The 17240-nt window shown below is 58.0% G+C and carries 20 protein-coding genes; 6 read left to right on the top strand and 14 right to left on the bottom strand.

Going from position 1 to position 17240, the window contains the following annotated elements:
* Position 1 precedes the first annotated feature (1 nt).
* Entirely contained in the window at positions 2–1126 is a 1125-nt protein-coding gene (locus ACYQ47_RS10620) for an HlyD family secretion protein (RefSeq protein ID WP_244832463.1), read from the bottom strand.
* Positions 1127–1301: 175 nt separating this feature from the next.
* On the opposite strand from ACYQ47_RS10620, the gene ACYQ47_RS10615 reads away from it, so the two are divergent.
* Positions 1302–1958 (top strand): TetR/AcrR family transcriptional regulator, encoded by a 657-nt coding sequence (locus ACYQ47_RS10615; protein WP_459905352.1) that lies wholly within the window; start codon positions 1302–1304, stop codon positions 1956–1958.
* Positions 1959–2107: 149 nt separating this feature from the next.
* Here the strand turns inward: ACYQ47_RS10615 and ACYQ47_RS10610 are convergent, their stop codons facing one another.
* Positions 2108–2710 carry an NADPH-dependent F420 reductase gene (locus ACYQ47_RS10610; protein WP_459905351.1) on the bottom strand — a complete coding sequence of 201 codons (603 nt, stop codon included), beginning with the start codon at positions 2708–2710 and terminating at the stop codon, positions 2108–2110.
* A 117-nt stretch (positions 2711–2827) separates the two neighbouring features.
* On the opposite strand from ACYQ47_RS10610, the gene ACYQ47_RS10605 reads away from it, so the two are divergent.
* Positions 2828–3736 (top strand): LysR family transcriptional regulator, encoded by a 909-nt coding sequence (locus ACYQ47_RS10605; RefSeq protein WP_459905350.1) that lies wholly within the window; start codon positions 2828–2830, stop codon positions 3734–3736.
* A 24-nt stretch (positions 3737–3760) separates the two neighbouring features.
* On the opposite strand, the gene csgH is transcribed toward ACYQ47_RS10605, so the two are convergent.
* From csgH to ACYQ47_RS10565, 8 genes are all read right to left on the bottom strand, one after another.
* Positions 3761–4093: a curli-like amyloid fiber formation chaperone CsgH gene (csgH, locus tag ACYQ47_RS10600; protein WP_250527847.1), complete on the bottom strand. Its 333-nt coding sequence runs from the start codon at positions 4091–4093 to the stop codon at positions 3761–3763.
* A gap of 161 nt (positions 4094–4254) precedes the next feature.
* On the bottom strand, positions 4255–5589 hold the full coding sequence (locus tag ACYQ47_RS10595; RefSeq protein WP_310392178.1) for a beta strand repeat-containing protein: 1335 nt from the start codon (positions 5587–5589) through the stop codon (positions 4255–4257).
* 191 nt (positions 5590–5780) lie between these two features.
* On the bottom strand, positions 5781–6254 hold the full coding sequence (locus ACYQ47_RS10590) for a hypothetical protein (RefSeq protein WP_244832459.1): 474 nt from the start codon (positions 6252–6254) through the stop codon (positions 5781–5783).
* A gap of 95 nt (positions 6255–6349) precedes the next feature.
* Positions 6350–7270, bottom strand: a complete 921-nt coding sequence (locus tag ACYQ47_RS10585; protein ID WP_459905349.1) for a CsgG/HfaB family protein — start codon at positions 7268–7270, stop codon at positions 6350–6352.
* A gap of 90 nt (positions 7271–7360) precedes the next feature.
* Positions 7361–7801 carry a curli assembly protein CsgF gene (locus ACYQ47_RS10580; RefSeq protein ID WP_244832457.1) on the bottom strand — a complete coding sequence of 147 codons (441 nt, stop codon included), beginning with the start codon at positions 7799–7801 and terminating at the stop codon, positions 7361–7363.
* 70 nt (positions 7802–7871) lie between these two features.
* Positions 7872–8201: a CsgE family curli-type amyloid fiber assembly protein gene (locus tag ACYQ47_RS10575; protein WP_459905348.1), complete on the bottom strand. Its 330-nt coding sequence runs from the start codon at positions 8199–8201 to the stop codon at positions 7872–7874.
* A 68-nt stretch (positions 8202–8269) separates the two neighbouring features.
* The gene (locus ACYQ47_RS10570) at positions 8270–8710 is read right to left on the bottom strand and encodes a curli assembly protein CsgF (RefSeq protein ID WP_244832457.1); all 441 of its coding nucleotides are present in this window, start codon (positions 8708–8710) and stop codon (positions 8270–8272) included.
* Positions 8711–8780: 70 nt separating this feature from the next.
* A complete protein-coding gene (locus ACYQ47_RS10565) occupies positions 8781–9473 on the bottom strand; it encodes a curli production assembly/transport protein CsgE (RefSeq protein ID WP_250495242.1) in 693 nt (230 codons plus the stop codon).
* A 461-nt stretch (positions 9474–9934) separates the two neighbouring features.
* Between ACYQ47_RS10565 and ACYQ47_RS10560 the strand changes: the two genes are divergently transcribed.
* On the top strand, positions 9935–10603 hold the full coding sequence (locus ACYQ47_RS10560) for a helix-turn-helix transcriptional regulator (protein WP_309847085.1): 669 nt from the start codon (positions 9935–9937) through the stop codon (positions 10601–10603).
* A gap of 99 nt (positions 10604–10702) precedes the next feature.
* Here ACYQ47_RS10560 and ACYQ47_RS10555 read toward each other — a convergent pair whose 3' ends face one another.
* On the bottom strand, positions 10703–11794 hold the full coding sequence (locus ACYQ47_RS10555) for a lipopolysaccharide biosynthesis protein (RefSeq protein ID WP_244832454.1): 1092 nt from the start codon (positions 11792–11794) through the stop codon (positions 10703–10705).
* 1205 nt (positions 11795–12999) lie between these two features.
* Between ACYQ47_RS10555 and ACYQ47_RS10550 the strand changes: the two genes are divergently transcribed.
* Entirely contained in the window at positions 13000–13431 is a 432-nt protein-coding gene (locus ACYQ47_RS10550; RefSeq protein WP_459905347.1) for an NUDIX hydrolase, read from the top strand.
* 1 nt (position 13432) lies between these two features.
* Here the strand turns inward: ACYQ47_RS10550 and ACYQ47_RS10545 are convergent, their stop codons facing one another.
* Complete coding sequence (locus ACYQ47_RS10545; RefSeq protein WP_459905346.1) at positions 13433–14977, bottom strand: MFS transporter; 1545 nt, start codon at positions 14975–14977, stop codon at positions 13433–13435.
* A 12-nt stretch (positions 14978–14989) separates the two neighbouring features.
* Positions 14990–15370 (bottom strand): tautomerase family protein, encoded by a 381-nt coding sequence (locus tag ACYQ47_RS10540; RefSeq protein ID WP_459905345.1) that lies wholly within the window; start codon positions 15368–15370, stop codon positions 14990–14992.
* A 126-nt stretch (positions 15371–15496) separates the two neighbouring features.
* Here ACYQ47_RS10540 and ACYQ47_RS10535 point away from each other — a divergent pair, with 126 nt between their 5' ends.
* Positions 15497–15979, top strand: a complete 483-nt coding sequence (locus tag ACYQ47_RS10535; RefSeq protein WP_250511651.1) for a MarR family winged helix-turn-helix transcriptional regulator — start codon at positions 15497–15499, stop codon at positions 15977–15979.
* Positions 15980–16008: 29 nt separating this feature from the next.
* Positions 16009–16458: a tautomerase family protein gene (locus ACYQ47_RS10530; RefSeq protein ID WP_459905344.1), complete on the top strand. Its 450-nt coding sequence runs from the start codon at positions 16009–16011 to the stop codon at positions 16456–16458.
* A 246-nt stretch (positions 16459–16704) separates the two neighbouring features.
* Here the strand turns inward: ACYQ47_RS10530 and ACYQ47_RS10525 are convergent, their stop codons facing one another.
* Positions 16705–17184, bottom strand: a complete 480-nt coding sequence (locus ACYQ47_RS10525) for a ribonuclease (RefSeq protein ID WP_459905343.1) — start codon at positions 17182–17184, stop codon at positions 16705–16707.
* Positions 17185–17240 lie beyond the last annotated feature (56 nt).

Genomic DNA, 17240 nt, shown 5'->3' with positions numbered 1-17240 from the left:
GTCAACGTACCGTCACGCGCGGACTGACGGAGAGACCCGGCGCGAGCGGCATGTTGCGCCAGTCGTCGCCATCGAAGACGATCTTCACGGGCAGACGCTGCACCACTTTCACGTAATTGCCCGTGGCGTTTTCCGCAGGCAGGCTGCTAAACACCGAGCCCGTACCGCGTTGCAGGCTCTCGACATGCGCGTGGAGAACCTTGTCCGGATAAGCATCCACGGTGACATCCACGGGTTGTCCCACGTTCATGTGAACGAGCTGCGTTTCCTTGAAGTTCGCGGTGACCCACATCTCGTCGGGCACCACTGCAACGAGCGCCTGTCCGGGCGTCACGTAGTTGCCAAGGTTCACGGTGCGGCGCGTCACCTTCCCTGCCTGCGGTGCGACGACTTCCGTGTAGCTCAATTGCAGCTTCGCGTTATCGACATCCGCATGCGTCTGACGCACCGATGCCTGAGCGGCGTCGATCTTGGTTCGTTGCGACGCGACCTGCGCTTCGCCCGCCTGAACGGCCTGCTTCGCGCTATCGAGCCTCGCGAGCGCGCTCTTGGTGGTCGCCTGACTTTGTTCGAGTTGCTGACGCGTGATGGCGGCCGGGTCCGTGCCCGTATAGCGCGCGAGATCCTGCTGCGCCTGCAGTAGATCGGCCTGCGCGACGCGCACCTGCGCGGTCTGCTGCGCGAGATTGGCTTGCTGATACAGCAGGTCGGCATGCGCCTGCGCAACTTGCGCAACGGCATTGGCTTCCTGTGCCTCGGCTTGTTCGAGCTTCACTTCGAAGTCGCGTGGATCGATGCGCAAGAGCGGCTGATTCTTTTCGACGTGCTGGTTATCCGCCACCAGCAATTCGATCACGCGACCGTTCACCTGCGATGCAATCTGGCTTTGATTGCTGTCGATGAACGCGTCGTCGGTACTCTCGTAGTGCCGGCTATGGAGCCAGTACGCAACGCCTCCAGCCACACAAATCAGTAATACCGTTCCGCCGATGATGGCATTCATGCGCTTGCGCTTCGGGCTCATCGGCTTGGACGTTTCCTCGCCCGGCTTCTTGTCGGCTTGCTCGCGGTCGCCTTCTCCGGCATCGCCGGAGGGCTTGCTATCTTCGCTTTCACTTCCGGCCATTGCAGTCTCCCAACCAATATTGAGATGCATTCTACAATAGAACGGAACGGTCTCGTTCTTTTTTTAATAAGCGGCGTCTGTGTTAATCTTGCGCTGGAGATTTATGCAAGGATCAGCCGTGAAACGCACGATGAAAGATGGCAACGGACATGCCTCCCTATGCCCCATAGGAGCCATGTTCTCGCGGAAGAAAGGCCGTCCGTCCAACGCGATGGCAGGCGATGTGGAAGAGCGCATTCTGGACGCGGCGAGTACCGTCTTTCTGCAGCAGGGTTTCGCTGGAGCGTCGCTGGAGCGCATCGCCGAGGCGGCGGGCGCAGGCAAGGCAACGTTGTACAGTCGGTATCCGAGCAAGGAAGCGCTCTTCGCCGAAGTGGTCAAACGAAATTGCGAGCGGTGCTTGCGTCCCGTGTTCGAGGCGCCGCAATCCTCTGCTCTCGTCGAGCAACTCGAAGGGGTGACGCGCGCGCTCGTCACACGCTTGCTCGACGACGAGGTGATCGGGTTGATCAGAGTAGTGGTCGCGGACGCGCCGCGATTTCCGTCGCTGGCGAAAATGACACGCGAGGCGGGGCGCCTACGCGGCATCGATGCGGTCGCGAGCTTGATGGCGGAACATTCGCAAATTGCGCGCGACGCCAGTACGCGCGCTGCCATCAAGCGCAATGCGTTGATCATCGCCACTCAGATCCTCGATGCAATCGTTCCGCCCATGCTCATGAGAGCATTGATGGATGAAAACCTCGATGATCTTCGCAACGAGATCCGCTCGCATGTCAAGCGGACTATCGCTGTATTCGTCGCGGCGGGTGCGCTGAATGCGTTTTTATAGAGGCACGCAGTAGTCGCTCGACCCCTGCTTTGAATCGACGAGCAACTTTCACACGACTTCAAGCGGCGCCTCTATATGTCATTGAGCGCACGGATAGCCGACCTTATCCGGTCATATGGCTCGGGTCCGATGACATGATCGTACATGGCTCATTGCTCCTTCTTGAACAGGTCCTGAAAGATCAACGCCGCCCAATGCTTGTCACGGGCCTGTACGAGTTGACCGCCTTCGGCGAGCTTGCCGAGACTGACCGGCGCATAACCGAGCCGTTCGACGAGCGCCGCGACGGTTGCATTGGCGCCCTCATCATCGCTCGATAAAAAGAGCACTCGGCGTCCCGCTGAAGTCGCGGGTTCCTGCGCGAGCACGCGCGCGGGCAGATGGTTGAACGCCTTGACCAAATGCGCGCCCGGCAGCGCCTTCGCCACGACCGCCGAGGAAGGCAGATCGTCCAGTTCGTTTAGCGGCACGCCATAGGCATTGGTGGCGTCGATGACGACTTTGCCTTGCCAGCTAGCCATAGCCTTGGCGACATCGCGATGCGCCCAGAACGGAACCGCGAGAATGATCACGTCGGCCTTGAGCGCGTCCTGCAACGTCATAGGTACGATCTTGTCGCCGAGCTCTTGCGCGATAGGTGCGATGGATTCCGGCCCGCGCGTGTTCGCGATGCCTGCCGTGATGCCGCTGCGAACGAATTGACGGGCAATCGCGGCGCCTACGCTGCCGCTCCCGATGATCGAATAAGTCATGAGAATTCCTTTTTCTGGTTGGTCACGAGTACGTCGTTGCTTAAGTAGATCGTGGCAGTGCGTGAACGATCTGGGAAGACGGCATATCGAGATACAATCCATCACGCTCGGAGATGGATGGCCGCCATGCTCGATGGAGTATCGCTGGACCAACTCAGAACCTTTATCGCCGCCGTGGATGAGGGCAGTTTCTCGGCGGCAGCGCGAAAACTCAATCGCGTTCAGTCGGCGGTAAGTGGTTGGGTCGGAGGATTGGAAGATCAAACGGGCGTCATTCTTTTCGAGCGCTCTGGACGATTCCCGAAGCTCACGCCGGAGGGCGCGCTGTTGCTCGCGGACGCTCGCAATATCGTCGCCGGGGTGGATGCGTTGAAGGCGCGTGCGAGGCTCATGACATCGGGCGTGGAAGCCGAACTCTCGGTAGTGGTCGACGTTTTCTTCCCGACTGACGTTATCAGTGCAGTGGCAAAGGCCTTCGCCGAGCAGTTTCCACTGACGCCGCTACGTCTCTTCGTCGAAGGACTGGGAGCGGCTTATCTACCCGTTCTCGACGGCCGATGCAGTCTCGGCATACTACCGCCGCTGCCACAGGCATTTTCATCGCTGACGAGCGAGCGGCTCGGCGACGTGCCCGTGGTCGCGGTGGCTTCGGCGCAGCATCCGCTTGCAGCCATCGGTCGCCGAATAACACGGCGTGAGCTTGGCCGCCACGTTCAACTGGTGCTGACCGACAGATCCGATCTCACGGCAGGTCGCGACTTCGGTGTGGCCTCCGCTTCAACCTGGCGCTTGGCGGACTTGTCCACCAAATATGCGTTTTTAAAGGACTGCGTGGGCTGGGGAGGCATGCCCTTGCATATGGTCGAAAAAGACATCGCCGCAGGGACGCTGGTTGTTCTCGATACGGACGAGATGCCGCCCAGCGGCTGGCTTTTGACGATGTCCATCTTTCAGCAGCCTTCGCAGCCGCCCGGACCGGCAGGCAAATGGTTCATCGAACGATTGAAGACTCAGTGGCAAAGTTGATGGTTCAAACGGCCGCTCGGGCTTTCAACGAGTCGCCTGGTAAGCGCTGCCAGTTCCGCAATCCGTGCTGACCGTACGGATCACACGCCCGGCCTGCATCAACGTGATGCTGACCTTGCAAGCCTCCCCTTTCGCCGATGACACGGCAAGCGTCGAGACCGCTCGGCTCTCGCCACCGCGCAAGTGCAAACTGCCCGACTGCGACACGTTCGACGTGCCCGACGCGCCCGACTTGAGCACGTGCAAGTCGTAGTCGAGGCCGGTGTCGTACACGCTGACGACGTACGGAACGACGCGGATCGAACCGTTGGCGGAAGTGACATCGAAGGACACGGCGACATCGGAGAACGCGATCATGATTGGCTCCTCTCAGGCAAAGCGCGTCTGAATGGAAAAGCACCCGGCGTGGTGGCTGTGAATATCGACCGGCACCACGCGGGGTGAAGGAAAGCATCGATCAAACGGCCGGGGGCTCGGCCGTTCGAGTCGAACCCATACAACGATCTTAACTACGCCCCTTAGTGCTGAGCGATCGTCGTCGAGTTGTGGATGCCTGTTTGCGTCACGGTGGCGATGTTGCCTGAACCGGCTTGCGTGACCGATGCGTAGTTGCTTCCACCAACTTGCGTCGATGCAATGCGGTTGCCGCTGCCCGATTGCGACGAGTACAACTCGTTGCTCACGCCATCTTGCGATGCCAGCAGCGTTTCTTCCATCCCGGCCTGATACGCCACCGCATTGTTGCCGCTGCCATGCTGGAGCAGATCGAGCTTCGAGCCGAATGCGCCGACTTGCGAAAGGCCCGCCGTGTTGACGGCCGTGCCAGTCGAAACCTGGGTCGACGTGATCTCGTTGCCGCTGCCGTTTTGCTGCAACGTACTGACATTGTTCACGCCTGAGCCACTTTGCGACACGGTCGCGCTCGAACCTGCTTCGCTCACCTGCGAAACCGAGGCCTGACTCTTCGAGCCCATCTGCGACACCGTGACGTTGCCGCCTAGCGCAAGCATCGTCGAGACGGCCGCGTCGTTATTCGAGCCGGTCTGCGAGATGGAAGTCAGGTTGGCCGCCGACAAAGTCTGTGCGACGTTTGCCGTGTTGCTCGGACCGGTTTGCAGAATCTGCGTCGTGTTGCCGAGCGCGCCGAGTTGCGAGACCGTTGCCGTCTCCAGCGAGCCATGCTGCGCGATGTTCGTGGTGTTGTCGTAGCCGAGCGTCTGAGAGACCGTTGCGTTGCCGCTGGCGCCATCTTGCTGCACATTCGTGTTGTTACCCGACGACGAAGCCTGGCCCACCGATGCCACGCCAAGCGCGCCGGTCTGGCTGATGATCGTCGTGTTATCCGAACCGACATTCTGCGCAACACTCGCCGAATTCACACCGGTCTGATAGATCGAAGTCGTGTTGCCGGTGCCATTGTTCGAGTTCACGTTGGCGGTCGAACCACTCACGAAGCCGGTCTGCGTGATGTTGACCTTGTTCTGCACTTCGCCCGTCTGCACGACTGACGCCTTGGCTGCGGTCAGCACACCGCTCTGATCGATGTTCGTCGCATTGCCCGCACCGCCGCTCGTATTGACCGATGCGTTGTTCAGCACACTCGACTGGTTGATCACAACTTTGTTGTCGCGTGAGCTCGATTCGGTGACACTCGCGCGGTTGCCGGCCGCGATAAGGCCGCCCTGCTGCGATATTGCGACGTTATCGCCGTTCGTGTCCTTCTGGTCAACCAATGCATTGTTGTATGTACCGGTCGTGGTCACGGTGACGGTGTTGTTGATGGCTTCGGCGAACACGCTCGACGAGGCCAGTGCCAGAAACCCCATTGCAACGACGGATGCTTTGATCTTCATGATTGGTCAACCCCTTATATGAACCAGTGAACGATGGTTTCGTGTTTGTGCTTTTGCTTTCATTTCAGCGGTCCGGCCTGCTTGGCATTTTTCATGGTGTGCACTTGCCGCCTTTCCCCTGCTGCTGCCGCTACTTCACTCGTCGTTTCATCGAATGGCTGCTCCTTGATTCGTTGCTCGTCGTTGTATGCTTATCGGGCGATCACCAACGCTTTTGCTCCGTTACCCGTTTGCTGGACCTGAATGCCGCTGCCGGCGCCTCCTTGAATGATGGTTGCCTGATTACCGTTGCCGCGTTGCGCCACCGATGCGTCGTTGCGAGACCCGTATTGCGTAACCGACGCGTAGTCGCTATTGCCTCGTTGCGTCACGCTGGCCGTGTTGTATGACCCCGATTGCACGCCGACATACTGATTGCCGTTACCTGACTGCACGAGCGACTGCCAGTTCTGCGTCCCGGTTTGCTGCGACGCCGCCACGTTCGCCACGCCAATCTGATTGATGGTGATCGCGTTGACGCCGGTTTGCCGGGCCTGCACCGTGTTCGCTGAACCCGTCTGATTCACCGTCGCACTTTGGCGGCTCACCGTGAAAGCCGGCTCCCCTGCACCGAAGTCCGAGATGAAGGACAGGTCAGCGGCACTCGCGGTCGACGCAACAATCATAAGCATTCCGTATATTTTATGAGCGAGCGACTTCTTGATTTTTCGGTTCTTCATTTACGGCTCCTGATGCGAGCTACTAATCGCGTGCGCCGGAATCAACCGCCCGACGATGCCTTTTCCGGTTCGACCTTCGACGGGTCATACGAGGTGTTGACCTTGTCCATCTCCGCGATGTAGTTCTGGTTTTCCTGCAGATAACGCTGAACCGTCTGGTCGTACCAGTCCTTGTCGTCCTTGAGCGCCCAAGTCTGGTTCTTCAGTCCCTGCACGATCAGATGAACCACTGCGGATTCGATCGCTTCCTTGACGCATAACTGCGCCGGCTCATTGCGCGTCAAGCCTGCTTCAGCCTGGAGCAGATCCTTGAAGCCAACGAACTTGTAGACGCCGACATCCACTTGATACGAGTAGATGGTTTTGGTCGTCGAGACGCTATTCAGGATTTGCCCGTTGCGTATATCGACGGTGCGTAAGTTCACGGTCACCTGATCCACGCGATATTGCTGCGAGCCGCTGATCCCGAGATACGCCACGCCCGCGCCGCCGGTCTTCACATTCGAGTCGTACGCCACGATCCCGCCTTCGAGGATGATGCTGGCTGGCGCCAACGCGCCGATCTGCGGAATGACGCGGTTCTTGTCGTCCGGTGTTTCGAGCGCGCGCATGATCTTGCGTTCGGTCAGCAGGTCCTGAAGATTCTCGCGCTCGACCGGCGTGAACCAGCCGGAATCGCGCATGGCGGCAACGAGGAACGACGCTCCACCTTGCGTAACCTGCGATGAAAACGAACTGTCGGGCGACGGCTTGTACTGACCGGTCAGATCACGAAAGCCATAGACGGCAGCGAGCACGCGGCCCTTGGGCGGCGGCAGATGCACGAGGTCGCGGGTCACGCGCGTGGGCGGCGTGAGCGTCGCGTTGCCCGCCACATTCTGCGGCGATACCGCGCAGCCTGAGAGCGTGAGCACGGCGGCGCTGACGAGCGCGAGCGTTGCCCGGAGTGCGAATCGGTTCATGATATTCCCCGTGTCTTGCTGTTTCTTGTTGGTATCGATCTGGATGACGGCTGGTCGCAGCCCTCGCTCCAGCATTTGGCGTAGGCTGCGTTACTGGCCGCCGCTCACCACGAAAGTCGTTGAAGCACCCGAGGTCTTGTCGGTCGTCGTCACTTGCAGATTGCCGTTCGCTATCTGCGCGATGTTGATCGAGAAGTTGCCCGTGTTGATGGTGCCTGGCTTGAGCGATCCATCCGTGCCCACGATCGAACTCGTGACCGAACTCGCCACGCGTGACAGAATGGCCTGCTGCAACTGACTGTTGAATTGATCGAGCGTGGACTGCGAACTGGTCAGGCTCGCCAGACTCGGGTCCTGATGCTTGTTCTGTGCGGTCGCCTGATCCATGAGAACAGGACCATTCGCGGGATTCCCGCCGAACGTCGGATTGATGGGCTCGTACACCAGCGGCGATGCATACGCTCCGCCAATCAGTCCCGCGTTGGCAATCGCGGTAAGCAGTATCCGCGTGAAGGTCTTTTGGTTAGTCATCCCGAATTCCTCGAACTCTCTTTTATCGTTTGAATGCTGTCTTTGTCTTTCTGCTACCGTATGCCGCGACTTACATTTCATCCGATGCGAGATCGGCTTCATGAAACAGCAGGCGCGATATATCCGCCTGCAGCACTGTCTGCAACGCGCTCGCCGCCGCGCTTTCGGCAATAGGCCGCACGTTCGCCCGGGCAATAGGCAAGAACGCCTGAAACACGCGACGCTGATCGTATTCGACCCAGATCAGACTGCCGTATCTTGCAGAGGGACGCTCATGGACCGACACGTTATAGCGTTCGCTCATCGGCATCTGCGTCCATGCCTGAGCAAAAAAGTTATAGAAGTCTTCGCCTACCAGCGTCACCGCGTCGTTGGTAACGATCCCGCCAAGCGTATCCACGAGTGGAGATCTGGCATCCGGCTGACGGCTGGTCGCAGCCCTCGCTCCAGCATTTGGCGTAGGCTGCGTTACTGGCCGCCGCTCACCACGAAAGTCGTTGAAGCACCCGAGGTCTTGTCGGTCGTCGTCACTTGCAGATTGCCGTTCGCTATCTGCGCGATGTTGATCGAGAAGTTGCCCGTGTTGATGGTGCCTGGCTTGAGCGATCCATCCGTGCCCACGATCGAACTCGTGACCGAACTCGCCACGCGTGACAGAATGGCCTGCTGCAACTGACTGTTGAATTGATCGAGCGTGGACTGCGAACTGGTCAGGCTCGCCAGACTCGGGTCCTGATGCTTGTTCTGTGCGGTCGCCTGATCCATGAGAACAGGACCATTCGCGGGATTCCCGCCGAACGTCGGATTGATGGGCTCGTACACCAGCGGCGATGCATACGCTCCGCCAATCAGTCCCGCGTTGGCAATCGCGGTAAGCAGTATCCGCGTGAAGGTCTTTTGGTTAGTCATCCCGAATTCCTCGAACTCTCTTTTATCGTTTGAATGCTGTCTTTGTCTTTCTGCTACCGTATGCCGCGACTTACATTTCATCCGATGCGAGATCGGCTTCATGAAACAGCAGGCGCGATATATCCGCCTGCAGCACTGTCTGCAACGCGCTCGCCGCCGCGCTTTCGGCAATAGGCCGCACGTTCGCCCGGGCAATAGGCAAGAACGCCTGAAACACGCGACGCTGATCGTATTCGACCCAGATCAGACTGCCGTATCTTGCAGAGGGACGCTCATGGACCGACACGTTATAGCGTTCGCTCATCGGCATCTGCGTCCATGCCTGAGCAAAAAAGTTATAGAAGTCTTCGCCTACCAGCGTCACCGCGTCGTTGGTAACGATCCCGCCAAGCGTATCCACGAGTGGAGATCTGGCATCCGGCTTGGCGGGCAATGTGTTGCTGCCCGTGATCGTCGACTGGCGGCTGACCGTCGCACTGTCGGTGAGTGCAGGCGACGCCGCTTGCGGCCGGACCCTCGTAAGCGGACTCGGCGTCGGCGGGTTCGGCAGCGTGACGAGCGCACGTGCTTCATTACCCGAAGCGGAGCCATGAGCGCTCGACGGCGAATCGGCGTCCTGCGCGCCTTGAGCATATGCCGCGTTATCGACCATGTTGCCGAGTAGCGCGGCCGTGGTCACGAACGTCATCGACGCGACCCAGAACTGCGGCATGCGCCACGCGCCCTTCGTCGAGATCCTGTTTGCATCGCCATCGTGTCGCATACGAGCCTCTCGTCGTCATTCCTGCAGACTTCGTTTGCCGAAGCGATGCAGTGGTATGGAACGCATTCTGGCGGATGGCGATGGCGGATGTCGATGGGTCAAATGAACACCTCTCGCTGCCATGAAACTTCCGCGACTCATGTCGCGGGGAACACGTTACGGTGTTACGAGAACGCACGTGCAGCGGGCGTTTGAGACGCTCGTTCGTTTGAGTCGATCGTCCTTAAAAGCCGCTGCGCAAACGTTAGCGACCGAAAGCGGGACGTTCGTGACTGAAACAGTTTTGGTCCGCCTGGTTCAAATTCGTGCGGATTTCAACTAGCGGTGAGCGGCTTGTTGGAGACCTCTTGTCCAACAAGGCTTCGCAGGATTTGGCATACAAATTGCCTTTGCCTGGTAGACGCAAGAGTGCCAACGTGATGGCTCCAAAGCCGGCCTAAAAAAACACCGAAGGGGATGAAATGCTGGAATGTATCGTGGCATCGGAGATGAACGTGGCGGTTTCGATCAACGCGCAGGAAGCGATGTCGGACGCTCGGACGGTCAAGGCCGTCGCGCTCGAAAGCAGCGATGCCGCAGCGCTGGTCGATTATCTGTTCAACGAAGAGACCACGGTCGTCGCCGTCGATGCCGATCTGAACGTCATGTGCAAGATGTCGAACGCGTTGGCCCTACTTGGAGACCAGGGTGGTCTCGCTATCCGCAATGGACAGCTCATGCATCCGAACGCGAAGGCCTACGAAGGACTCAAATCTAGCGTAGCGAAGACGCTGGCTTGCGGTCAGTGCAGCACGATCGTCGTGACTGGAGCTTGGGGACATGCGTGGCATATGGTGATCACGCGCGCGGACGATCTTGTGCTTTCCTCACGGCCGCGAGCGGTATTGCGCATTGAGCGCCGTCATATTTTTCGCCGGCCGGAGGTAGCGACACTCCAAAGTGTGTTGGGCTTATCGCAGGCTGAAGCGCGGATGCTGTGCGAGTTGATCTGCGGTCACAGCGTCAATGAATGCGCAGCGATTCTTGACGTGTCGATTGCGACCGTACGCAAGCACCTTGCCGCAACGCTCAAGAAAACGTCCTGCTCGCGTCAGTCGGAATTGATGCGGCTAGCGAGCATCGTGACGTAACGTGCGACCTGGTGAACGTTGACCATCGGTTGAATGGGAACGGGCCTCAACGCTTACCGAAGAAGAAAGAAAGAGCCCGAAGGCCCTTTCTGACTCGCTTTACTTCGGGTGACTTGCAATGAAACTCTTGACTGCGGTGAAGGCAGGCTTTTGCGTCTTGCCATCGCTCGTCATAAGACCGTATGCGCCTTCGCTGTCGTCGTACATTTCGAAAGCCTGAATCGACTGGATGTTGTACTTTGCCGCGTTGTTGTAAAACTGCTGCATCATCAAGCTGCCGGTGAAGTACGACGCGATTGCCGAGTACGTACCGTAGGTCGGACGCACACCGTACTCGTTGATCCAGACCGGTTTGCCAAACGAGTTCAGCACGCCGAGGATGTCATGGCAACCTGTGTTGCCGCAAGCGTGGGTCATGTCGCCCTGGTCCGAGTACCAGTGCCATGCCGTGATGTCCCAGCTGACAGTCGGGTGACCATGCGTGCCGTCCGGCTGCGAGCCGTCCGCAAGCATCTGAAAGAACGCGGTGTGCTTCCACGTGCCGTCGACGATGATCTTCGCCGAGCTATTGACCGACTTCACGCCCGCGATCATGCCGCGAATCAACCCGCGCGCGACTGTGAACGGCTGATTGCTGTAATGGTTCCAGACGTTGCCGTCGTAGTTGCCAGAGAGCGTGTTTGCTTCGAGCTCATTGCCGACTTCGTAGTACGTGTAGTTGTACGTCTGCGCCGTCTGCTGGCCCATCGTGTAGCCCGCGTTATAGGCGGCCTGCTCGCTGTTGTAGTTCAGGCCCAGCAGCATCACCGGATAAACCTGTACGCCGCCTGCCGCAAACTGCTTTGCGACCGTGGCGAGAACCTTCGCCGATGCCTGGCTGTACACGTCGTTACGGTAAATCTTCACGCCGAGATTTTGGAGTTGCGAAAGCTGCGTTGCGTACGACGTGGTGTCATACGCGCCGCCGTTCGTGATGTGGCCGTTTGCGCCGTAGAAGATGGAACTGGTGGTTGCGGCCTTTTCGGTCGATTGCGGCGTGGCGGCGGACTTGTCGACTGCGGCATCGACTGCGCTTTCGCCGCCGCCACCGCAAGCTGCGAGCAACGTGGAAGCGACCAGAGCAGTGGCAAGCGCTGCGGCTTTAGTTTTCGACAGAACTTTCAGGAAATGGGAAGACTGATTTTCATTCATGTTAGTTTGCATAACTAATTGCCGGGCTAGCGCCCGCACATGTTTAAAAGGTTGCCGGCACTTTCCGCCGACAGCTAGCACACAGTTCGCTAGTTGCGAGGTTCGCCGTAGCACCACGTCGACTTCGCGACGAGTCACGGCTTTCCGCGGCTTGCTTTGTACTCAGCACGTAAGCAAACGATTGCTTTCGATACTGCAGGAACTGCCGATCGAAGCTTCCGAACGTAAGACACAAGAGACCGCGTTAGATGTAGCAACTATTACCGTATTCAGCTGTGCGAATTCTTGCTTAGAGCAAGATGTGCCGAATCGGTGAGAACGGAAGCAAGGTTATCGTCTTATGAGATGACTGTAAATGTGAAATTAAGAAAAAAATGCGTTAAGTTTTCCTGACAGTGAAACATATACCGATTGATATGAAGTTTTCATTTCGAAAGGATGGCGGCGGTTTCAGGGGTACAAAAGTTGGACACAGTTGGTCTTAAAGGCGTTGTGCGACATTGCGCAATCGTTGGATCGACGCGTAGCCCGTTAGAACGGTAGCGAGCGCACAGGGCGTAGGCGCTAGCGTCGAGTCGCGAGACGTTGCCATGTGTGATGGAATCGACGCGACAGGCCGACGAGTTTTGCTAGCGCAAGCTGCTTAGAGGATCGCTAAAGACAGCGACCCCTATCGCACTTCTTAGGGGAAGAAATTCGGCCGGGCCATTTGCGAAAGCCGGTAATCTCAGGCTCTCAACCGCCCGCAACGGCTAGAGCGTTACTCTAGAAGCAAAGCGCAATGCCCCCTGTCATCGTGATGCTCGAAAGCTGGGTAACAAAGTTGACTAAGCGATACTTCTTAGCGACCTCTCGATACCATCGCGAAGCGTCGTGATGGCAAAAGGCAAAGTGGAATCGCATGCGCTATGCATGCTGAATGGATAACCCGCCTTAAAGGGCCGTTCGAGGACTCCAAACTATTAAATTCCGCTTCATTGGCAGGGCTGCTTTGTGCGCTCGCTTCGGGAAATACTGAGAGGATGAGTTCCAATATAGAGCACGCCGGATCAGGATTCAACCGAAGTCGCCGTCGAGGCTCGACGCAATCAGCCTGATTCATCGCCGCCAATATTAATAAGCCGCCTCGCGGTTTAAACTTGCGCTCGCCGCTTCGCGACGTAGGATCGCGAACCGAACATCAGCTTCTTCCACGGTGCACAAAGATGAGCCGAATGCAAAGCGTTGTCGACGTACATGTCCTGTTCAAGAACGACAATAACGAATATCTCTTCATCCAGCGCGCAAATACTGGCCATAGAGACGGTCAGTATTCGCTGGTCGCCGGTCATCTCGAACCTGGGGAATCCATCGAGGAATGCGCGATCCGCGAGTCGAAGGAAGAAGCCGGCGTGAGCATCGCGCCAGGTTCATTCGACTTCACGTTGGTGATGCGACGCGATTCGGAACAGAACCGAATAAGCTTCTTTTTGACATGTCGTTCTTGGGAAGGCGTCCTTGCGAACATGGAGCCGCACAAGTGTTCTGCGTTTGTTTGGGCGCCGCTGGACCATCCGCCTGAGCCGACCGTCGACTACATAGCCCATGCGCTTGAAAATATTCGCAACGGCGTGATACTGGCTGATTTCAAGCCTTGATTCAGCGTGCTAAAGTCGGCGGTGTCTCAGCCGGATTCACGAGGCGCCAAGTCAACGTGGCCGACAACAGCATGAACAATGCAGCCACGACGAACAGCGCTTGATACCCTTTGGCGAAACTAATCGCACCGAGTGCATGCAACGCGGCATCGCTCCAGCCTGGCAAGGTTGCGCTCTGAAGATGCCCTGCAGTGATATCCACTACGAGATGAAGGCGCTGCTGCGAATCGACGGAAGGCATCGAATTCGTAATGACATTTTGGACACGCGCAAACATCACCGCGCCGAGCATTGCGATTCCGATGACGAGTCCGGTAAAACGGGTCGTGCCCGACACACCCGACGCCATGCCGGATCGCTCCTTTGGGATCACGGTCATCGAAACCTTGGTCGTCTCGCCGTTGAGCATGCCCGCGCCGATGCCCGTCACGACCATGCCTACGATGAGAGGCGCATAAGCAAGCATGGTCACGACCGCCGCGAAACAGACGAGCCCGATGCACACCGTAAGCAACCCGAGCGTAACCAACGCGCGCCCTGTCAGGCGATGCGCGAGATGACGCGACACGAGACGCGGCACGATAAAGAGTGGCCCGACCATCGGCAGCATCATGAGACCCGCACTCGCCGATGTCGCGCCGAGACCGCTTTGCAGAAAGATCGGCACGAACGTCAGCATCGTGAGCATGCCGATGGAAAACGCAAACTGCGCGAGCGTCGCACCGAGAAACGTTCGATTGCGGAAGTACGATAGATCGAGCATCGGCCGCGTCTGACGTCGCTCGACAATGACGAACAACACGAACAGCACGCCAGCGCCTACGAATTCAGCGATGATCCAGCGATCATTCCAGCCGCGCCGATTGCCTTCGATAAGCGCAAGCGTCGTTAGAAAGAGCGCCGTTCCGAAGCATGCGACGCCTGGCAGGTCGAGTCGCATCGAGTGCGGATCGCGCGACGATTCGATCACGCGCAAGATCAACGCAAGCAATACGACGCCTATCGGCACGTTGACATAGAACGCCCATTGCCAGCCGAACGCCTGCGTGATGAGTCCACCGACCACCGGACCGCTCGCGATCCCGATGCCCACTACGGTGCCCCAAAACGCGAACGCTCGCGCCCGTGCTTCGCCGTGGAATGCGTGCGACAAGGTGGCGAGTGCGGCGCTCAATTGCATGGCCGCGCCCGCGCCTTGCAACGCGCGCGCGGCTATCAACATCGGCAAGTTCCACGCGGACCCGCATAGCAGCGATGCAAACGTAAATAACATCAGCCCTGTAACGAGCAAGCGCTTGCGTCCGAAGCGGTCGGCGAGCGCGCCTGCTGGCATCAACAGCGACGCGAAGCTCAACATGTACGCCGTGATCACCCACTCGATGCCCGCGAAATCCGCATGCAGCGAGCGCGCAATGGAGGGCAGCGACACCGACACGATGTTCGCATCGAGTTGCAGCATGAAGGACGGCGCCGAGGTGCAGATGAGCACGAGCCACTCATGCCGCTTCGTCGCGGCGTCCGGTCTACTTGCGAGTGAACGATCCATGCGGCGCGCTCCTCAAACCGCGTATTGCGCTAAACCGTTGCCGAACGACCAGTTCTCTTTCTTCACTTCGACCAGATTGATGAAGACGTTCTCAGGCCGTATGCCCGGCGATGTCGAGAGTCCCTCGGCAATTGCGCGGTATAGCGCTTTCTTTTGATCGGTGCTACGTCCTTCGTTCCACGTGATCTGGATGATGACAAGGTCGTCGTCGCGCGCAATGCCAAGATACGTCGGATCGAACATGAAGTTGGCGTCTTCATGCTCGTTGATGACCTGGAAGCGGTCGTTCTGCGGCACACCGACACTGAGCATCGCTTCATAAACGACGAGGCCGATCTTCTGGCGATAGTCGGCATTCTTTCCCTTCTTCAAGTCGATACGAACAAACGGCATGATGGAGCTCCATTTGATGAGGACCGGTGCGGCAAATTATCAGCATATGCTTGCAATCTGTCAATTGCCTGCATATGCTGATAATGGAATAATGACTCTGCAGGAAACTTCGCAGAGGAATGAGTGATGGCAACGAAAATGGCGGCAAAGAATGTGAATCGCGGGCGACCCGGTTGCAGTTGCACCGCACTGCGCAAGGCCACGCGACGTATTTCACAACTCTATGACGCGGCAATATCGCCAAGCGGCCTGAAAATCACGCAGCGCGCGGTGCTCGCTCAGATCGGGCGATCGGAGCCGACCAACGTAGGCAAGCTCGCTGCAGCGCTGGTAATGGATTCGGGCGCGCTCGCGCATACGCTTAAGCCGCTTGAGCGTGACGGCTTCATCTCACTCGAGGTGAACCCTGACGACAGGCGGCATAAATCGATTGGTCTCACGCCCGAAGGACGCGAGAAGCTCGCTGAATCCGACGTTCTGTGGCGCAAGGCGCAAGCTATCTTCGATTCATCATTGGGCCGCGCCGAAGCCGAAGTATTGCGCGGCGTGCTGGACAAGCTCTTATCGGATGAATTTGCGGAGCGCTTCGAAAAGGACATGCAACGCTAGCGGATAAACGCTAACCAGGGAGACGCCCTATGCCGACTTACCTCGTATCTGTCACGGACGGACTGCTTTCCGATGACGCGAAAGCAAACATCGCGCGCGAAATCACCCGAGCGCATAGTCAAGCCACGGGTGCGCAAACTTTCTTCGCGCAGGTCATGTTCAGCGCGATTTCACGAGGCGCTCATTTCATGGGCGGTAAGCGGATCGATACGAATCATATCTTCGTGCATGGACACATTCGCGCAGGAAGAACGCCTGAGCAAAAGGCCAGGTTGCTTGCCGATATCGTGGAATCCCTTCATCGAATCTCGAAGTTGGAAAAGCGTTTTTTATGGGTTTATCTCTCCGAGTTGCCGCCTGCGAACATGATCGAATATGGACAAGTCTTGCCTCAACCTGGAACTGAACAACAGTGGCTTGACGGGCTCCTTGAGGCAGATCGCGCCTATTTGCTGGGGCTTGCGGGCACACCGGACTGATCGTCGACTCACGCTCTTCGATTATGTTGGCGGGTCATACGAAATTATTGTTTACGGCTTGCCTCAAGAATCACTTACGCTCGTCGATACGGACGGGGATGCCATCCAACACTTCGACCGATCTAAACGTATGACGATAACATCCCCAACGCCCATTACCAACGTCGAGCAGCGCGCCTAAGAACCGCTAACAAGCAATCGAGGTCCTCTAAAAAAGCGCCCCGGCGCATTCCCGCTTTTTCCAAATCAATCTGCAATACGCTTGAAACTGACGTAGTAATCTTCAGTGTAATAGCAGTCATTAGTCTGTTTGCGCTGTCCACCGCACACGATGCGTCGTTGCCCGCGATCCGTCGCGCCCGGCGTGCGCACGGTATAGGCGCGGTAGTAGCCACGCGGATGTTGCGGCAGCATTGCGGCGCTATTGCGGAACATGACACCGTCCTCGGCGAAGGGGAACGGACCACCGGCCTTGATCAGACGCAGTGTCTCAGTCGCCTCGCCTGGCAATTGCGCTTTGGTGGTAGTGGTGACGGCGGCTGGCGCGCTGTGTTCCTGCGTGGCCGATGCGGCTTGCGTACCGCTCGCGACCTGTCCTGGTTGGACTGGCGCCTGACTCGCTGATGCGCCCGCATCTGGAGTCGCGCTTCGCGATCCGTCTTTGTTGCATGCGCAGAGGATTGCGCTCAAGGTAAAAATGCAGCAGAAAGCCAGAGTTCGCTTCACGAAGTTGTTGTCCCCGGATTGACCAGCATTCGATTACTGCAAGCGGTTCAAGAATA

Source organism: Caballeronia sp. HLA56 (genome assembly GCF_054655155.1).
Note: the sequence above shows the minus strand (reverse complement) of the source record. Positions and strands in the feature narration are given on the sequence as shown.